The sequence below is a fragment of the Asanoa sp. NPDC050611 genome (genome assembly GCF_040654855.1).
Lineage (GTDB): Bacteria > Actinomycetota > Actinomycetes > Mycobacteriales > Micromonosporaceae > Asanoa.
This window is the reverse complement of record NZ_JBFAIU010000057.1, coordinates 12,265-30,505: the sequence shown is the minus strand read 5'-3', so window position 1 is coordinate 30,505 and position 18,241 is coordinate 12,265. Positions and strand designations below refer to the sequence as shown.

13 protein-coding genes are annotated in these 18,241 nt (G+C 71.5%); 6 read left to right on the top strand and 7 right to left on the bottom strand.

Annotation, left to right across the window (positions count from 1 at the left end; translation table 11 throughout):
* Nucleotides 1-2,042 precede the first annotated feature (2,042 nt).
* Entirely contained in the window at nucleotides 2,043-3,203 is a 1,161-nt protein-coding gene (locus AB0H87_RS11935) for an SseB family protein (protein WP_360143029.1), read from the top strand.
* The gene (locus AB0H87_RS11930; RefSeq protein ID WP_360143027.1) at nucleotides 3,200-3,565 is read left to right on the top strand and encodes a hypothetical protein; all 366 of its coding nucleotides are present in this window, start codon (nucleotides 3,200-3,202) and stop codon (nucleotides 3,563-3,565) included. The genes AB0H87_RS11935 and AB0H87_RS11930 overlap by 4 nt, the downstream gene beginning before the upstream one ends.
* A 3-nt stretch (nucleotides 3,566-3,568) precedes the next feature.
* Here the strand turns inward: AB0H87_RS11930 and AB0H87_RS11925 are convergent, their stop codons facing one another.
* The gene (locus tag AB0H87_RS11925) at nucleotides 3,569-4,489 is read right to left on the bottom strand and encodes an alpha/beta hydrolase (protein WP_360143025.1); all 921 of its coding nucleotides are present in this window, start codon (nucleotides 4,487-4,489) and stop codon (nucleotides 3,569-3,571) included.
* Nucleotides 4,490-4,570: 81 nt separating this feature from the next.
* Here AB0H87_RS11925 and AB0H87_RS11920 point away from each other — a divergent pair, with 81 nt between their 5' ends.
* A complete protein-coding gene (locus tag AB0H87_RS11920; protein ID WP_360143023.1) occupies nucleotides 4,571-5,653 on the top strand; it encodes a C45 family peptidase in 1,083 nt (360 codons plus the stop codon).
* Here AB0H87_RS11920 and AB0H87_RS11915 read toward each other — a convergent pair.
* From AB0H87_RS11915 to acs, 5 genes are all read right to left on the bottom strand, one after another.
* Nucleotides 5,650-7,008, bottom strand: coding sequence for a hypothetical protein (locus AB0H87_RS11915; protein WP_360143021.1), 1,359 nt, complete (start codon nucleotides 7,006-7,008; stop codon nucleotides 5,650-5,652). The two genes, AB0H87_RS11920 and AB0H87_RS11915, sit on opposite strands and share 4 nt — an antisense overlap.
* Nucleotides 7,009-7,126: 118 nt before the next feature.
* A complete protein-coding gene (locus tag AB0H87_RS11910) occupies nucleotides 7,127-8,035 on the bottom strand; it encodes a helix-turn-helix transcriptional regulator (RefSeq protein WP_360143019.1) in 909 nt (302 codons plus the stop codon).
* Between the two features lie 88 nt (nucleotides 8,036-8,123).
* Nucleotides 8,124-8,537 (bottom strand): hypothetical protein, encoded by a 414-nt coding sequence (locus tag AB0H87_RS11905; RefSeq protein ID WP_360143017.1) that lies wholly within the window; start codon nucleotides 8,535-8,537, stop codon nucleotides 8,124-8,126.
* 98 nt (nucleotides 8,538-8,635) lie between these two features.
* Nucleotides 8,636-11,065, bottom strand: coding sequence for an immune inhibitor A domain-containing protein (locus AB0H87_RS11900; protein WP_360143032.1), 2,430 nt, complete (start codon nucleotides 11,063-11,065; stop codon nucleotides 8,636-8,638).
* 258 nt (nucleotides 11,066-11,323) lie between these two features.
* Entirely contained in the window at nucleotides 11,324-13,288 is a 1,965-nt protein-coding gene (gene acs / locus AB0H87_RS11895; protein WP_360143015.1) for an acetate--CoA ligase, read from the bottom strand.
* Between the two features lie 206 nt (nucleotides 13,289-13,494).
* Between acs and AB0H87_RS11890 the strand changes: the two genes are divergently transcribed.
* Nucleotides 13,495-14,238, top strand: a complete 744-nt coding sequence (locus tag AB0H87_RS11890) for an oxidoreductase (protein ID WP_360143013.1) — start codon at nucleotides 13,495-13,497, stop codon at nucleotides 14,236-14,238.
* Between the two features lie 231 nt (nucleotides 14,239-14,469).
* Here AB0H87_RS11890 and AB0H87_RS11885 read toward each other — a convergent pair whose 3' ends face one another.
* Nucleotides 14,470-15,276, bottom strand: a complete 807-nt coding sequence (locus AB0H87_RS11885) for an HAD-IB family hydrolase (RefSeq protein ID WP_360143011.1) — start codon at nucleotides 15,274-15,276, stop codon at nucleotides 14,470-14,472.
* Between the two features lie 530 nt (nucleotides 15,277-15,806).
* On the opposite strand from AB0H87_RS11885, the gene ssd reads away from it, so the two are divergent.
* Together ssd and AB0H87_RS11875 are read left to right on the top strand one after the other, a co-directional pair.
* Nucleotides 15,807-16,844: a septum site-determining protein Ssd gene (gene ssd / locus AB0H87_RS11880; RefSeq protein ID WP_360143009.1), complete on the top strand. Its 1,038-nt coding sequence runs from the start codon at nucleotides 15,807-15,809 to the stop codon at nucleotides 16,842-16,844.
* Nucleotides 16,841-18,058, top strand: coding sequence for a TadA family conjugal transfer-associated ATPase (locus AB0H87_RS11875; protein WP_360143007.1), 1,218 nt, complete (start codon nucleotides 16,841-16,843; stop codon nucleotides 18,056-18,058). Before ssd ends, AB0H87_RS11875 begins: the two co-directional genes overlap by 4 nt.
* Nucleotides 18,059-18,241: the final 183 nt, after the last annotated feature.

Below are 18,241 nucleotides of genomic sequence, written 5' to 3'. Positions count from 1 at the left end.
CGGTCGAGACTCCTTCTCCGTATCGGCAGCCGTTGCCGCCGCCGCGGGTCAGCGACGCGACGCCGTTGTCGCCCGCGGCGCCGCCGCCCTACCGGCAGCCGCTCGCGCCGCCGGTGAACGAGGCGGTCCCTTCGTCGGCCGAGACCCCGGCGCCCTACCGCCAGCCGCTCGCGCCGCCGCTGAGCGATGCGATGCCTTCGTCAGCCGCGAGCCCGGCGCCCTACCGGGAGCCTTCGCCGCCGCCGCAGGTCAGCGACGCGACGCCCTACCCGCCGCAGCGGTCTACGGACAACGGCTTCGGGCGGCAGCCCGCGCCCAACGGCGAGGCGGCAGCCTGGCCGCCGCCTGGGCTGCGCGGTGAGCAGCCGCCGCCACGTCCCCTGCGCCCGGCGCCAGATCCGCGTGAGGTCTCCGAACGTCCCGCGCCGGCCATGCGTCCCCGGTCGCCGCTCCGCGAGGATCCGGCTCGCGGAGCCAGCCCGCCCGGTCGGTTCGGCGCGCCGCCGCGTCCGCCGGCCCGGCCCACGTCCGGCGGCGGGTTCTTCGGTGCCGATCAGTCAGAGCCGGCGGCGCGTCAACCGCTTCGCGATGACCCCCGGCAGGGCACTTGGTCGCCCGCGAATGGAACTCCGGCGAGTCCAGCGGGTACGCCGAACGGCGTGGCTCCCGCCCGGCCGGCATCGGCCTGGCCGTCGGCCTCGGGGTCGGCGCCGGCAGGGGCCACACCGGCGGGTACGGCGCAGCCCTCGCAGGGCTGGCCCGCGCGTCAGGCCGGCTCCCCGCCGTCCGGTGCCGCCGAGGTTCCCGCGCAGTCGTGGGCCGACGGCCCGTCCGCGTCCCCGCAGCGGTGGTCCGACACCGGCCAGGCCGGTTCACCGGCCCCGGGTCAGGTCCGGCCGGAATCCGGCGGCAGCCCGCGCCCCCAGAGCACGCAGCCGTGGCCGGCGGAGGCCCCGGTGCCCGCGACCGGCGAGCCGCGCCCGCAGGGAACAGCGCGGCCGGCGCCGGACCACGTCGGGTCGCCCGCCGCTGATCTCTGGTCCGATCGGACGGCAAACGCGGGCGTCTCCGCGGCGCCCGGCACGCCGCAGGGCTGGGCGGCCGGCCCGACAGCAGCGTCCTCCGCGACGAACGAGCCCGCCGTCGCGGGCACGCCGGGATCTGCGGTTCCGCAAGCGCAGCCGCCCGCGGCGGATCTATGGACCCGCGACAGCGCGATGGAGTCCGGGCCGCGCGGCACGACGGAGCAGCCAGCCGGCGCACCGAAGACGCCGCGTGCCACCGACTTGTGGACCAGGCGGAAGCCGGCCGCCGGCGCAGAAGACCAGGCGGCGCAGCAGCGGCCGGATGCCGGCCCGCCGAGCGCCGGGCAGTCCCAGCCGCGCCCGACCGACCCCCGGCCGGATCAGCAGCGAGCGGCCGCTGCCGCTGACCTGTGGTCAGCGAAGCCGGCCCCCGAGGCGGCAGCGGGCACGCCCGGGCCCTCCTCGGTGGACCTCTGGTCGGACAGCAAGCCCGACCAGCAGCCGCGCGCGAGCCAGGAGGCGTCCGACGGCAACCCCCCGACGGATCATCGCCCCGCGGCGTCGACCCGATCGGACGAGCGCGCGGGTGCGGCAGCACAGCCCCGAGCCACCGACTTGTGGTCCTCCCGGCAGCCGCCCAGAGGCTCGGCCAAGGTCGATGACCGGCGGGCCGCGGGCCAGCCGACCTCCGCGCCGAGCGGCCTATGGTCGGATCGCTCCGCCACCGCTGACGGCCAAGCCAGCGAACCTCAACCGAGGAGCGACGCGGCTGCCACCCCGCCGGCGACGGGGCCTGGGGCCGCCGACCTCTGGTCGGACCGATCGGCCGCCGCGGCTGAGGACGAAGCCCCGCGCGACGCACGGACCAGCCCGGACTCCGCCGGCCAGAGCCCGCCGAATGGCCCGGCGACCGCGCACGGCACGGACCTATGGGCGTCCGGAGCCACCGACGAAAGCGCCGCCGTCGCACCACAGCCGACTGAAGGTGCGCAGTCGAGCGCACCCGCCGTCGTCGACATGACGCCGACGGGGCCGACCGCATCGCCGCCCACGACACAGGACTGGGCCGACCGCCCGTCCGCCGGCTGGGGAAACACCTGGGACGACCGCACCCCGAGCACCGGCACCGCGGCACCGTCCTGGTTGGACCAGCCACAGCCCCAGCGCCAGGACACCGTCTTCACCGCCGACCCGGGTCCCGTCCCGGCCGACTTCCGGCCCGCCAACGACGTCGAGGAGAGCCTGCTCACCGCCGCCGGTGACGGCAGCACCGACACCTTCCTGTCGACGCTGCTGCTCGCGCGGGTGCTGCTCCCGGTGTCGCCCGACTCGCGGCCCGACGCCCAACCCGGCAGCGACGGCTTCGTCTGGCGAACCGAGACCATCGACGACGAGCCGTACGTCGTCGTGTTCACCTCGCCCGAGCGGATGGCCGAGCACCTCGACCAGGGCCACGACACCGTCACCGTCAAGTTCGTCAAGCTGATCAACAGCTGGCCGCAGGAAAACTGGTCGTTCGCCGTCAACCCCGGCACCCCGGTCGGCGCCAAGCTGCCCGGCGCCCAGATCGTCGCCCTGGCCAGTTGGGCCGCCGACGTCGGGCTCGACGCCAGTGACGACGAGCCCGCGGTTGCCGCCGCGCCCAAGCAGGAGGAGCCCGCGCCGGCTCCGGAGCCCACGGCCGTCGACCCCACGCTGCCGACGATGATGCAGAAGACCATCGCGCCCAGCCAGGTCGACTACTACCTCGAGCGCGGCTACGACCGGGTCTCCGGTTTCGTCCACCGGGTGTCCGAGGTCGCGCACCTGCGTACCCCGGCACAGCTGTTCACCGCGCTCGGTCTCGGCTACGCCAACAGCCCTTTCTCCGCGGACGCCGACGAGGTCTACGTGCTGCGCTGGCCCGCCTACCGGCCCAGTCTCTACCGGATCCCGTACGGCGGCCCGAACGAGAACGCCATGCGCGCCATGGAGGGTTGGGTGATCGAGCGATCGCCCTTCCGGGGCAACGGTTTCGCGCCCGGCGAAGGCAGCGACGTCATCGCGGAGTTCAAGGTGGACAGTGCCCGACTACCGCACGGCGCACAACTCTGGCTGGTTCGCCGGGACGGGTCCGAGCGGGTCGTCGCGACCCTCGACGCCGACGCCCCGGGCTGGAACCGGAACGGTGACAAGTGACGCGAGACGGGTACGTGGCCCGCTGGCGGGACCGCGAGTACGACGCGAGCCCTGACGGCGAGCAGGTCCGCATCTACCAGCCCGATCCCGGCGACGGTTTCACCGAGGTGCGCACCGGCCGGCACGTCCGGGTCGTGCCGATGGCCGAGGTCGACGAGATCGCCTACGTGCGCACCACCTGCACCTGGAAGGGTGAGCCGTTCATCGTGCTCGCCGAGCACGACGGCTGGCTCCGGGTGGAGTACACGGGCGGGCGCGCCCCGATCGCCGAGGCGCTCAACCTCGAGGCCTTCGACTTCGGCGTCTACCAGGGCTGGGCGCCCGCCAACGAGGTCAGCGACCTGCGCGAGCACCGCGCGTAAGAGCTACGACTTCGCCCACCGCAGCACCTCACCCAGCACCAGGTCCGGCGCCTCCAGGTGCGGATAGTGGCCGACCCCTTCCAACAGCCGCCACTCGTACGGCGCCACGCAGTAGCGCCCCGACCCCTGCGCCGTCCGCGCCAGCACCGCCCTGTCCAGCGCGCCGTGCAACTGCAGCGTCGGCGTGGTCAGCGGCGTCTGCATCTGCTTGACGAACCGGTACCCGTGCAGCCGCAGCACCGACCGGAACGCCCACCGGTAGCCCTCCAACGCGCAGAACGCCGCCTGCGGGATCTGCATCGCCTCCCGGCACCGGGCCACGTAGTCGGCGAACCCGGCCGTCGCCGGCCACGCCGGCCCTGACCACCGCCGCAGGAACTCGCCGACCATCGCCGCGTTGTCGCGCACCAGCACGTGCTCGTACCGCGGCAGCTGGAAACGCAGTGTCGGCGTCGCGGCGCTGAACTGGCCGCGTGGGTCCGCGAAGATCGCCGCGCGGAGCCGCAGCGGGTGGGCGGCGCCGAGCACCACCAGGCGCCGCACCATCTTCGGGTGGAACGCCGCGGCCGCCCAGCCGACCATCCCGCCGAACCCGGAGCCGACGATCGTCGCCTGCCGCTCGCCCAGCGCGCGGATCAGGCCCGCGACGTCGGCCGCCATCGTGAACCCGTCGTACCCCCGTGGTGGCTTGTCGCTCGCCCCGTACCCCCGCATGTCGACCGCCACCGCGCGGAAGCCGGCGTCGGCGACCTCGGGCAGCATCTCGTGCCACGCCCACCAGAACTCCGGGAAGCCGTGGAGGAACAGCACGAGCGGCCCGGCACCGGCCTCCACCACGTGGAAGCGGTTGCCGTTGGCCCCCACCGACCGGTGCGTCCACGGCCCTTCGACCAGGACACTTGTCTCGTCTACGACGGGTTCCATTCGGCCAGCGTAGGTCAGAGGCGCCCCGAACCGGCTCCGGAGATCTCCCGGAGCGACCTCCCAGGGTTTACCGTCAGGGGCATGACCCTGCCGGTACCTTACGTCGACGTCCACGGCACGCCTGGTGAGTGCGGTTTCGCGTACGGGGAGGCCGCCCGGGAGCAAATAGCCACAAACCTGGACCTTTACGCCGCCCGGTTCAGCGCGGTCGGCCTGAGCCCAGCAGCCACCAGGAACGCCGGCGACCGGTTCCGCGCCGAAACCAGCACGAGGTTCCCCCGCATCGCCGAGATGCTCGACGCGACCGCCGAGGGCGCCGGCGTCACGCCGGGTGACATCTACGCCCTCAACGCCCGCACAGAGTTGATCTACGGCAGCACGCCTGACGACGGCTGCACGGTCCTCGGCGCCCTCGGCACCCACACCGCCACCGGGCACACGCTGATCGCCCAGAACTGGGACTGGCACCCCGACCAGCGCGGCGCCATGCTGCTGTTGAGCACGACCGACGAGCGCGGCCATCGCATCGTCACGCTCACCGAGGCCGGCATGCTCGCCAAGGCCGGGCTCAACTCGGCCGGCCTGGGCATCTGCGTCAACATGCTGACCACCGACCAGGACGGGGTCAGGGGCGCCGCCGTGCCCTACCACGTCGTCCTCCGCGCCGCCCTGGACGAGACCACCCTCGGCCGCGCGCTCAAGGCGGTCGTCCCGAGCCCCCGCAACGCCTCGCTCAACCTGCTCATCGGCCAGTCGGGCCCGGGCGGCGGAGAGCTGATCGACCTCGAACTGGTCCCCGGCGTGGCCGGCTGGCTGCACCCGGAGAACGGCGTCCTCGCCCACGCCAACCACCTGGAGACGTCGTTGGGGGTACGCGACCTGGCCAACGACTTCGGTGGCTCGACCCTCTTCCGCTCGGCCCGGGCGCGCCGGTTGCTCATTGCGGCCGCCGAGCCCGGCAAGCTCACCGAGGACGACCTCGTCGCGGTGCTGCGCGACCACCAGAGCTACCCCAACGCGATCTGCCGCCACGTCGACGAGCAGGACGCGTACGCCGAACGATCCGAAACGGTCTACACCGTGGTGATGGACCTCGACGAGCGCCGGTTCGGGCTCGCCGAGGGTCCACCGTGTGAGCACGACCTCGACTGGGTCTCGGCTTAACGGAGCTTGCTGTTGAACACCTGGTTGGCGATCGCCTCGCCGGTGTTGTAGCCCTGGTCGGCGTCCCACTGCCAGTGCACGCCGAGGTAGATCCGGCTGCGCGCGTTCTCCCGGGCCGCTGCCGTGAACGTGCCGGGCGCCCGGGTGACACCGACCGCGTGCGGGTCCTCGGTGGCCAACACCTCGGGCATGCTGTCGCTGTTGAAGTACCGGCGCATGATCCCCGCCCAAGCCGCGCCGAACGTCGCATGGCCCGACACGTACGCCGGGAAGTTCGGTGAGAAGCGGGTCACCCCGTCGCGCTGCACCGACAGCGGCTTCCAGTCGGTGATCGGCGTGGTGTTGGGGTTGCCGTCGCCCGCCGCCTCCCGGATGCCGGACTCCGGCCGCCACAGGTCGATCGAGGTCTGGTACTTGGCGTCCCACGACGCGATGCCGGCGTCGGCCATCGCGATCGCGACCAGGGCGAACAGCTTGGCGTTCTGCGCCTCCGTGAGCCGGCGGGCCGAAGAGACCTGGGCGGTGTGGTAGAAGAGCTGACCCGGCGGCTTGTACGTGCCGTCGAGGTCGTTCGCCCAGAAGAACGCGATGTTCGTCTGCTCCGGGGTACGCGTGGTGCTGACGTCCCGGCCGAGGTCGCGTACCTCGTCGAACTGCGCCTTGTAGGTGGCGCTCTGCAGCATCGCGGTGGCGTTGGCGAAGCCACCGGGCAGCGGCGGGCGGAACTGGGAGCCGGAGGTCAGCGAGAAGGGCCGCACCAGGCCCCAGTTGGGTGTCCCCGCGTCACCGGAGCCGGTCGGACGCCATTGACCCGGTGCGGTGCTCGGCGTGTACGGCGTGGTGTTCGTCGAGCCGTCACCCGTCCGGTTGCTGAGCATCGCGGCCGCGGCGGCCTCACCGATGCTCGTGCTCCAGCCCTCCGGCCCGGGCTCGCCGATCGGCGGGTAGGAGTTCGAGTCGGACAGCGCCTGGTTGAAGTTCATCGTCGGGAAGACCGACTGCAACACGCGGTACGCCGCCCAGTTGACGTTCTGCCCGAGGTCGTAGCTGTAGTTGCCGATCCGCGAGTAGCGGCCGAGGTACGGGGCCCCGATGGTGGCCATCGAGTTGTAGGCGTCGTAGATCGCCAGGTGCATCATCGCGCCGGCCCGGCTCAGCAGGGTGGGCGCGGCGGCCGGGTTGCCGACGGCGGCGCGGTAGGCGCCGAGCAGGATGCGGTGCCAGTAGAGCACCTTGTCGAATCCTGGCGGGATGGCGAGCGCCGGGGTGCGGGCCATGGTCGTCGCACCGCCGACCGCGACGAGCGTGGCGCCGGCCGTGGTCAGGAGCCGGCGTCGGGAGACGCGAGCGGACAAGTGAGCCTCCGTGGTGGTGGTGGCAGGAGCCGATGGACGTTTCATCGACTACGAGCGATCTTTTGCCACCACGGCACGGGCGGGGAGGGCAGAGTGGACGCTGGCCGGAAGCGGACAGTCAGACCCAGCCGCGCCGGGCGGCCGCGACCCCGAGGGTGAGCCGGTTGGTCGCACCGAGCCGCTCCTCCAGCACCTCGAAGTGCCGGCGGACCCAGCGGGTGCTGCGACCGAGGCTGCGCGCGATGGCCTCGTCCTTGAGCCCGGCCGCCGCCAACCACAGCACCTGGCGCTGCGCCGGCGAGGGTGGGTCGGCTTCACCGCCCGATCGACCGAACGGGGCCGAGCGGCTCCACAGCAGATCGAAGTAGTGCCGCAGCGCCGCCACCATGCCGCGGGTGCGGACCACCATCGCGACGGGTTCGCCCGGGCCGTCGACCAGGAGGAGCGCGCCGTGGTCGGTCAACACCAGCTCGCCTGGCAGCGACGGATGAACCCGGAGCTGGCCGCCGGCCCCGACGAGCTGCTCGGCCTCGCCGCGGCCCGCGGGCTGTTCGAGGACCGAGCTGCTGCAGACGGCGCGGAACCGGGCGGGCGTCGTGAGCTGGCTGCGCAGGCGGGCCGCCGCCCAGCGCTGCTGGACCGGCGAAGCCGCGGGGCCGGTCTGCAGTGTGTAGCAGGGCCCCCGGGTGGCGTGGGTCAGGTCGTGCCAGTGCGCGGCGATCTCGGCCGGGTTGCGGAGCAGCTCGGACTCGACCGGCGCCGCGACCGGGAACCGCTTCTCGAGCAGCTCGAGCTCGGCGTACTGGTCGCCGAGCAGGGTGAGCGCGTCGAGCAGGTGGCGTTGCTGGCCGGCCAGCATGCGGCGCATGGCGATCCCCGGCGGCGCCACGGTGAGCAGACCGCCGTCGTGGCGGACCAGGCCGTTGACGACCAGCTCGTGCACCGCGGTGCCGTCCTGCTCGCCCGGCTCACCGGCGAGCAGCCGTTCGTAGAGTCGGCGCGCTTCGTCGGACAGGAAGACATCCATGATTCCCCCGTTGGAGTTCCTGCCAAGATCCTCCGACGGGAGAACGATTCATGTCAATGGGTAGATCAGTCAGTCACCATCCGTGATGTCACAACCGCTTGAACGAGACCAGCGCGTACGGGATGCCCTCGCCGCAGTCGATCTTCGCCCGCAGCGGCGCGACCTTGGCGGTGATGTAGGTGCCCTCCTCGAGGGTGAGCCCGGAGTCGTTGTGCAGGGCGAAGCGCTGGTTGTCGTCGTTGACGACCGCGTAGCAGGGCCCCGAACCGCCCTTGACCACTCGCCCGCCGATGGTGTCGCCCGCGATGTAGTCGCTCGGCTCGCTCGGCCCGACCTTCGTCGGGGGCAGCGTGGGCGGCGGGATCGGCGACAGTGAGCGCCCGGACGGCGCCACCGATGACGGTTCGGATGAAGACACGCCGCCCCCTTCCACGCCGGCGCAGGCGCCCGTCAGCCCGACCGCCACGACGAGGGCGGCGACGGCGGCCAAACGGCTCCTCACGTGCATCTCCCTTGGACGCTGTTGCCATACCCCTGGTTCCGGAAATGGAACGCCCCCGCACCACCGAAGTGATGCGGGGGCGCGTACGCCCGAAAAGATCAGTTGACCTTGATCTTGACGGAGGTGCCCTTCTCCTCGACCACCTTGATCTTCACGCCGACGGCAGGCAGCTTGACGCCGTGGTTCGGCAGCGCCTCGTCGAAGTAGTCCTTGGTGTCGTCGAACAGCGGGTTGGCCTCAGGTCCGCGGACGTACATGGCCTGGTCCTCGTGGTGCAGGGTGAAGGAGTCGGCCTTGCGGAGGCTGAACGGCGCGTCGTAGATCTGGACCCGGGTGCGCCACGGCTGGCCGTCGAGGCGGTACAGGGTCTTCGGGCGGGCGTCGACGTAGAGGTTCAGACCCTCACCCGGGTGCTGGCTCACGTCGTTGTCACCCATCGAGGTGTCCCAGTAGGAAACCAGCAGACCCGTCTGGTACGGGAAGTGGTCCACCCGGTCCTCGGTGACCCGGTTGAAGTAGTACGGGCCGTACTGCAGGTACTTGTCGTAGCTGACGTACGTCCGCCAACCGGCGATGTAGTAGTGCGGGTGCTGGGTGATGAACGACGACGTGATGTTCTGGAAGCCGTCCACCGTCCAGCCCATGTTGCCGGCCGCGTCGCCGTCGGCGAACACCGAGGTGCTGCCGTTGGTGATGGCGATCTTGTCGACGAACAGACCGTTGGGCATCGGTTCGTCGACGTTGCCGCGCTGCGCCGGGTCAGTCTCGTAGCGGAACCGCAGGCCGACGGTCTTGTTGGCGAACGCCGACAGGTCGAACGTCGCGTCGGTCCACGTGGCCTGGACGCCGTCGATGCCGGCACCACCCTCGGCCTCGGTGGCCGTGGTGATGTTGCCCTTGATCGGCACGAAGCCGGCGCCCGAGTCGACCTCGACGTACGCGAAGTCGCACGGGTCGGCGCCGCAGTCCTCGATGTCCCAACGGGCCTTGAAGGTCAGCGTGGACGTGCCGGCCGGCAGCGTGACCTGACGCGTCAGCGTGTGCGCGGCCGCGTTGGTCAGGTCGTCAGCGTCGCCGCTCCACCACTGGTAGGTGCCGTCGGCGGCGGCGCCGACGTCGTGGCTGACGTCCTTGAGGCCGAGCGGAACGACCAGGGCCTGCGGCTTGTCGGAGTTGTACTCCTCCGGGCCGAGGGTCCAGGTGTCCTTGACGCCGGCCGGCGTCACCACGTAGTCGAGCCAGCCGAGCTGGAGCTTGTTCCAGGCGCCCAGGTCGCCGGCGCGGTCGCCGATGAACTGCTCACCCTTCGCGCCGAGGCGGCTCTGCGCCATCAGCGTCCAGTACTCGTTGGCGTTGTCACCGGCGCCGGTGGTGTCGTAGTCGTCCGGCAGACCCAGGTCGTGCGAGTACTCGTGGTAGAAGACGCTGCGACCACCGTTTTCCGGCTGGATCGTGTAGTCGTAGATCCACACGCCACTCGTGCCGATCTGCGCGCCGCCGATCGGGAAGTCCGCCGGGCCCTGGCCGGTGCCCTGGAAGGCCGCCCAGCGGTGGCTCCAGATCGCGTCCTCGCCCTGGTGCGGGTCGCCATCGGCCTGGTCGCCACCGGAGTGGACGATCTGGAAGTGGTCGATGTAACCGTCGGGCTCGTTGAAGTTGCCGTCGCCGTCGTGGTCGTAGCGGTCCCACTCGTCGAAGCTCTTCAGCTCGGCGTTGACCTCGGCGGCCGGGCGACCCTGAGCGAGCTGGTCGGCGTACCACGCGTTCGCGGCGTCGCGGATCAGTGCCCAGGTGTTGCTGCAGACGTTGCCGGTGCAGACCGCGGGGTCGTCACCGGGCTGGCCGTCGCGCACCGGGTCGTTCGACCGGCCGTAGCGCGCCTCGTTGTAGGGCACCTTCACCCAGTTGGTGACCGTGCCGTCCACGGTGTAGCGGCCCGAGGACTGCTGCTCCATGTACTGCTTCAGCGACTCGTCGTTCTTGCCGGTGCCGAAGTACAGCTTCTGGAAGTGCTCCTGGTTGAAATCGGGCTGCCAGATCGTGGAGTTGTCCGTCGCCCGGTTGGGTGCCGGGATCTGGTTGTGCAGCGGGCCCTCGAAGGTGGTGGGGCCGGCCACGTTCGGGTTCATGTCCTTGTCGGGGTAACTGGCGTGCCGCTGGTTGCCGAACTCCGTCAGGATCACGAAGATCTTGTCGGTCTTCTCCCGCTGCAGCTCGACGTACTGGTCGACCTTGGTCTTGCCGGTCCGCTTCTGTGCGGCCTTGCTCAGGTCCTTCTGACCGACCTTGACCACCTTGCTGCCGTTGAGCATCTGCGGCTGGGCCTTGCCGGCGATGACGTCCTGAATCGCGGAATCCCGCAGCTCGCGACGCTTGGACTCGAGCGGGTTGGACAGCTCGTCCGAGACCAGTTGCGGCTCGGACTGCGTGGGGGCCTTCGCCGCCGCCTGCATAGGCGACTGGCCGAGCGCCGCACCGCTCAGCGCGAAGCTGGTCGTCGCGGCCAGCGACAGACCTAGCAGCCCCACTGCGACTTTGCGCACGTGGATACCTCCGGTGTGAGGGAGCCGTCCTCGGGGGGTAACGAGGGCGGACGATCTGGCCCCTAATGAGGGACCAAAGAGGAAACTAAGCATTACTGGGGCTGGAGGGAAGCGGGGCGCGTCGATTTATTTCAAAAATCTTGGCGCGCAGGGCACTCACCGTCACATCGACGCCCGCTACCTGCATACGAAAGCGGGCGAACCCCCACAGGGTCCGCCCGCCACTTTCGTGTCGCTTGCGATTTACTCGTCGTCTGATTTAGCCGACTTCATACCGTCCGAGATGAGTTCCATGACGGTCGAATCCTGCAGAGTGGTGACGTCGCCGAGCGACCGGTGTTCGGCCACGTCGCGCAGCAGCCGACGCATGATCTTCCCGGACCGGGTCTTCGGCAACTCGGGCACCAGCATGATCTGTCGCGGCTTGGCGATCGGGCCGAGCGTCTTCGACACGTGCTCGCGCAGTTCCTTGATGAGCGCCTCGCCGGCGTCACCCGAACTGTCGACGGAGCCGCGCGGGATCGTGAACGCGACGATCGCCTGGCCCGTCGTGGGGTCGGTCGCGCCGACCACCGCGGCCTCGGCCACGGACGGGTGCGACACCAGCGCCGACTCGACCTCCGTGGTCGAGATGTTGTGCCCGGACACCAGCATCACGTCGTCGACCCGGCCGAGCAGCCACAGGTCGCCGTCGTCGTCCTTCTTGGCGCCGTCACCGGCGAAGTACATGCCCTGGAAGCGGCTCCAGTAGGTGTCGATGAAGCGCTGGTCGTCGCCCCAGATCGTGCGCAGCATCGACGGCCACGGCTCGCGGAGCACGAGGAAACCGCCGCCGCCGTTGGGCACGCTCTTGCCCTCGTCGTCGACCACGTCCGCGGCGATGCCCGGCAGGGGACGCATCGCGCTGCCCGGCTTGGTCGCGGTGACGCCCGGCAGCGGCGAGATCATGATGGCGCCGGTCTCGGTCTGCCACCAGGTGTCGACGACCGGGGTGTTGTCGTGCCCGATGTTCTTGCGGTACCACATCCACGCCTCGGGGTTGATCGGCTCGCCGACCGAGCCCAGCACCCGCAACGACGACAGGTTCGCCGCCGCCGGGAACTCGTCGCCCCACTTCATCATCGTGCGGATCAGCGTCGGGGCGGTGTATAGGAGTGTGACGCCGTATTTGTCGACGATGTCCCAGAACCGTCCCTTGTGGGGAGTGTCCGGCGTGCCCTCGTACATCACCTGGGTCGCGCCGTTGGACAGCGGCCCGTAGACGATGTAGGAGTGGCCGGTCACCCAGCCGATGTCGGCGGTGCACCAGTAGACGTCGGTCTCCGGCTTCAGGTCGAAGACCGCGTGCTGGGTGTACGAGGCCTGCGTCAGGTATCCGCCGGTGGTGTGCAGGATGCCCTTCGGCTTGGCCGTCGTGCCGCTCGTGTAGAGGATGAACAGCGGGTGCTCCGAATCGAACGCCTGCGCGGTGTGCTCGCTGCTGGCCGTCTCGACGCTCTCGTGCCACCACACGTCCTTGTCGCCCCAGGCCACCGGCTCGCCGGTGCGGCGGACCACGAGCACGTGCTCGATCGTCGGGCACTGGGCGACGGCCTCGTCGACGGTCGGCTTGAGGGCCGACGGCTTGCCCCGCCGGTAGCCACCGTCGGAGGTGATCACCACCTTGGCGCTGGCGTCCTGGATGCGGCCCGACAGCGCGTCGACGGAGAAGCCGCCGAACACCACGCTGTGCGTGGCGCCGATCCGGGCGCAGGCCAGCATCGCCACCGCGGCCTCGGGGATCATCGGCAGGTAGATCGCGACCCGGTCGCCGGCCCGGACACCGAGGTCGGTCAGCGCGTTGGCCGCCTGGCAGGTCAGTTTGTGCAGGTCGGCGTACGTCAGCGTGCGGGTGTCGCCCGGCTCGCCCTCCCAGTGGATGGCGACCTTGTCACCCCTGCCGGCCGCCACGTGGCGGTCGAGGCAGTTGTAGGCCACGTTGAGCTCGCCGCCGACGAACCACTTCGCGAACGGCGGGTTTTCCCAGTCCAGCACCTGGTCCCACGGTTTGGCCCAGTCGAGGCGCCGGGCCTGCGTCTCCCAGAACGCGAGGCGGTCGGCGTCGGCTTCCGCGTAGGCGTCCGCCTTGACATTGGCTGCCTCGGCGAGCGCGCCCGGTGGTTCGAAACGTCGGTTCTCCTGTAGCAAGTTCGCCAAGGTCTCGCTCATCGTCACGCTCCCTGCGCCGGGGTTCGGGGTCTGTGGAGAAATCTAGTGTCCGGGCCGCCTGGGCTGGGAGGGCTCCGTGGGGCGGGACGCGCGCCGAGTGAACCCGCACGCGCGCCGATGGGCCCGGCGACGTCCGTACTTGTTCGAATCTTGCCATCACCGCGCGCTTTCGCGCATCCACTGCACGCTCCGCTAGCGTTGGCTGCGTGCTAGCTGACCCTTTGGCGCCGTTGCTGGAACTCGCCGACGTGCAGGACGCCGTCGCCTCGGCGCGGGAAGCCGCGGACGCCGCGATGCGGCATCGCGCGTTGCGGCGGCAGGGTGGCGCGGTCGCGGCCGAGGTCAGCCTCCGGTCTGCGGTCGCGTCGGCGGCGTTGGCCGGGTACGCGCACGAGCGCGAGGAGGTCCGCGCCGGCGTGGTGACCGAGCCCGTGGTGCAGGGGTGCCTGCGGGTCGCGGCGGCGCTCCCGTCGCTGGTCGACACGTGGCAGAAGGCCCCGGGGCAGGTGCTCGCGCGGCTGGACGTGCTGGCCGCCCGGGGTTCGGTGCCCGCCGCGGAACTCGGGCACCCGGTGGCGGCCGGGCCGCGGTTGGACGCGCTGATGTCACTCGTGGCCGGTGGGACGTCGGCGCCACCGCTGGTGCTGGCGGCGGTCGTACACGGTGAGCTGTTGGCTCTGCAGCCCTTCGCCGCCGCACCCGGTGTGGTGGCGCGGGCCGCGGCGCGGTTGACGCTGATGTCGTCTGGCTTCGACCCGCGCGGGCTGATCGCGCCCGAGGTGGGGCATCTGGAGCGTTCGCCGGAGTACGTGGGTGCCGCGGGAGCGTTCGCGACGGGGACGCCCGACGGGGTGCGGTCCTGGTTGCGGCACTGCGCGCTCGCGGTGTCGTTGGGCGCCGCCGCGTTGACGGAAGTGGCTGAAGAGACGTGGACGGCGCCTCAAGCCTGAGGCGCCGTCACTCACGTCCGGCCGGGTTACCAAGCGTGCACCTTAGTCGTCTTCGGCGGTCAGTGAGATCCGCCGAGACGCGCCTGCCGCGGCTGGTCGCGCGTGGGTGCCCGGTGGCCGTGCACGGAGCCCATTTCCATGGGGTCCGCGCCCTCTTTTCTACGCCTGTGACCGCTTGATCGGAAGCCTTTGCCACGGTTGTGTCGCGGCGTGGTGGCTCTGTGTGTTGACTTACGCGCTTGCCGGCGTCGTGCGGGTGCGGCGGTGGCGGCCGTACCAGGCGATGCCGATCGCGACGCCGACCCCGACGCCGATCGCGGCGGCGGCCATCGGGACGGCCGGGCGCTCGCGCAGCCGCCGGCCGATCGGGATCGGGTGGCGGAACTCCAGGACCGGCCAGCCGTTGTCGCCGGCCAGGCGGCGCAGGGTGCGTCCGGGGTTGACCGCGGCCGGGTGGCCGACGCATTCGAGCAGCGGGATGTCGGAGCTCGAGTCGGAGTACGCGTAGCAGTCGGCCAGGTCGTAGCCGCGTTCCTTGGCCAGCGCGGTGACGGCGTCGACCTTGGCCGACCCGGCCGCGTAGAACTCGACCTCGCCGTTGTAACGGCCGTCGGTGACACCCATCCGGGTGGCGATCACGTCGGTGATGCCGAGCAGCGCGCCGATGGGCTTGACGATCTCCTCGCCGGATGCCGAGACCAGGACGACGTCGCGGCCGGCGGCCTGGTGCTCGTCGATCAGGGCCGCGGCCTCGGCGTAGATGTAGGGGTTGATCAGCTCGTGCAGCGTCTCGGTGACGATCTGACCGACCTGGTCGACGGGCCAGCCCTTGCAGAGGGTAGCGAGGTAGTCACGGATCTTCGCCATCGACTGGTCGTCTGTGCCGCCCAGGCGGAACATCAGCTGTGCGTACGCCGACTTGACGACGTCACGCCGCGTGATGAGGCCATCACGATAGAACGGCCGACCGAACGCCAAGGCGCTGGACTTGGCGATGACCGTCTTGTCGAGGTCGAAAAACGCGGCGCTGCGGCCCACGATCGAAAGTCTAATGTGCGGCGCGAAACGCGGTGGCCCGCCCGGGGTGGCCTACCGCATAGCCTGGTACAACTTGGTACCGGCCCACCGACACGGCGACAGATGTCACGGATCTCCATCGGCGTGTCGTGCGAGTTGGGGCAAACGCCACTCGACGCGCACCGCGCATATCAGGCATGCTAGTTGAGACACGATTTCCCGTCGTGTTTCCGACCCTCGGCGGTTGCACCCCCCGTAACCGCTGAGTGGGTTCGGCTCGACCCCCCCGGAGCCGAACCTCAGGCGACCCCCGTCTCCCCCCGACGGGGGTCGTCGTTTTTGCGTCCGTCCTCTGTGGCTTTACCAGTTCCGGCTCGATCGTGGTCGGTTGTCCACAGGCTCGGGGTTATCCACAGCGTTCGGTCTTTGGCGCAATTGGCTCGCGCCGGCCGGCGGAAGGTGTGTGGGTCCTGCCCGCCCGTCCGTCCGTTCGTCCGTTTCGTGGAGGCCTCGCGATGTCCGCTCCTGTGCGTTTCCGTCTGCCGCTGGTCGTGACGGCAGACACCGATCTGATCGAGGAACTGCTGCGGATCGCGGCGGCCGCGGGCACCGAGGTCGACGTCGCGCCCGATGCCACCGCGGCCCGGGCCCGGTGGTCCCGCGCGCCGCTCGTGGTCGTCGGCGCGGATCTCGCCCCGGCCTGCGTGCGGGCGCGGCTGCCCAGCCGGCAGCGGCTGGTGCTGGCGGGCCTGGGGCCGGCACCGGGTTGGGAGTCGGCGGAGGCGCTGGGCGCCGAATACGTGCTGCGCCTGCCGGATGCCGCAGAGTGGCTGCTGCGCAGGTTCTCTTCGCTGCGCGCGGACGGGGTAGGGCGCGTGATCACCGTGCTCGGCGGCCGTGGCGGTGCCGGCGCGAGCGTGCTGGCCGGTGCGCTGGCGGTGACGGCCGCCCGGGACGGGCGGCGTGCGCTGCTGGTCGACGCCGATCCGTTCGGGGGCGGCCTCGATCTCATCCTCGGTTGGGAACGTGTCGAGGGGCTGCGGTGGCCCGGGTTGGCCGCGACCGACGGGGCGCTCGACCCGGCCGCGCTGGTGCGGTCACTGCCGGCGCGCGGTGACCTGGTGATGATCTCGTTCGATCGCGGTGAACCGCTGCCCCTGCCGGCCGCCGCGATGGCGGCGGTGCTCGACGCGGGTCGGCAGGCGCGCGACGTCGTGGTGGTCGACCTGCCGCGGCGCCTCGACGACGCCGCGGTGGCCGCGCTGCAGGGTGCCGATCACACGCTGCTGGTGGTGCCGGCGGAGCTGCGGGCCACGGCGGCGGCCACGCAGGTGGCCAAGGCTGTCGCGCTGCACTGCGCGTCGGCGTCCGTGGTGGTGCGCGGTCCGGCGCCCGGCAACCTGTCGGCGGCCGAGGTGGCGCGGTCGGTCGGGTTCCCGCTGGCGGGGTTGCTCCAGCCCGAGCCCGGGTTGGCCCGCGAGCTGGAACATGGGCAGGCGCCGGCGTCCGGTGGCCGCGGACCGCTGGCCGAGCTGTGCCGGCGGGTGCTCACGGACGTGTTCGCGTTGTCGCCGGAGGTGGCGGCATGACGGCGACGTTGCCGGCCAACCCGCCGCCCTACGGCCGCGCGCCGGCCGACCTGGCCGGCCGGGTGCGGCGGCGCTTCGCCGCGGGCCGTGACGAGGTGAGCCCGGCCGCGGTGGTGGCGGCGGTGCGGGAGACGGGCGGACCGGTGCTCGGCGACCGCGACGTCCTGCGGTTGGCGGCGCGAGTGCACGACGATCTTGTGGGCGCGGGCCCGCTGGGTCCGCTGCTTTCCGACCCCGAGGTGACCGACGTGCTGGTCAACGCGACGGAGGTGTGGGCCGACCGGGGCAACGGTCTGCGCCGGGAACGCGTCGCGTTGTCGTCGCCCGACGCGGTGCGGCGGCTCGCCCAGCGGCTGGTGGGAGCGGCGGGCCGGCGACTCGACGACGGGGCGCCATATGCGGACGCGATCCTGCCCGACGGCACGCGGCTGCACGCGGTGCTGCCGCCGGTGGGGACGGGCGGCCCGTATCTGTCACTGCGTACGTTCCGCCGCCGCCCCTACACGCTGGCCGACCTGGTCGCGTGCGCGACGGTGCCGGGTCCGGTGGCAGACCTGCTGGCCGCGATGGTGGCGGCCCGCTTGGCCTATCTGGTGGTCGGCGGCACGGGCTCGGGCAAGACGACGCTGCTGAACACGTTGATCGAGCTGGTGCCACGCGACGAGCGGATCGTCCTGGTGGAAGACGCGACGGAGCTACGCCCGGCCCATCCGCACGTGGTGAGCCTGCAGTGTCGGGTGTCCAACGTGGAGGACGCCGGCCAGGTGGAGATGACCGATCTGGTCCGCCAGGCGCTGCGAATGCGGCCGGACCGGTTGGTGGTCGGCGAGTGCCGCGGCGCGGAGATCGCGGATCTGTTGCGGGCGTTGAACACGGGCCACGAGGGCGGCGCCGGCACCATGCACGCCAACGCGATCGCCGACGTGCCGGCGCGGTTGGAGGCCCTGGGGTTGTTGGGTGGCTTGCCGCGGGTGGCCCTCCACGCGCAGGCCGCCGCGGCGTTGCAGGTGGTGCTGCACATGCGCCGCACGACGTCGGGGCGGGTCCTGGAGACGGTCGGCCTGGTGGTCCCGGAGGGCCCGGACCGGTTCATCACTGTGCGGCCGGTCTGGGACCGCTCCGCGGGGGTGGCGCCGGCAGCAGGCGACCTCGCGTCCTTGCTGGCCTCACGCGGCGTTCGCGTCCCAGAAATCCTCTGGCCAGGTGCGCGGTGACCGCCGGTTTCGCCGTGGCCTTCGTGCCGACAGGCGGCGTCCTCGGCAGGTCTTTCGCTGCATTGCCGACCTTCGCTGGTGGGTTGCCTGCGCGCCGGGTTCTGGCGGTGGGCGCGGTGTGGTGGCGTGCGTTGCCGATCCTGGCCGGTGGATTGCGGGCTCTGGCGCCGCGGCCGGGTCGAT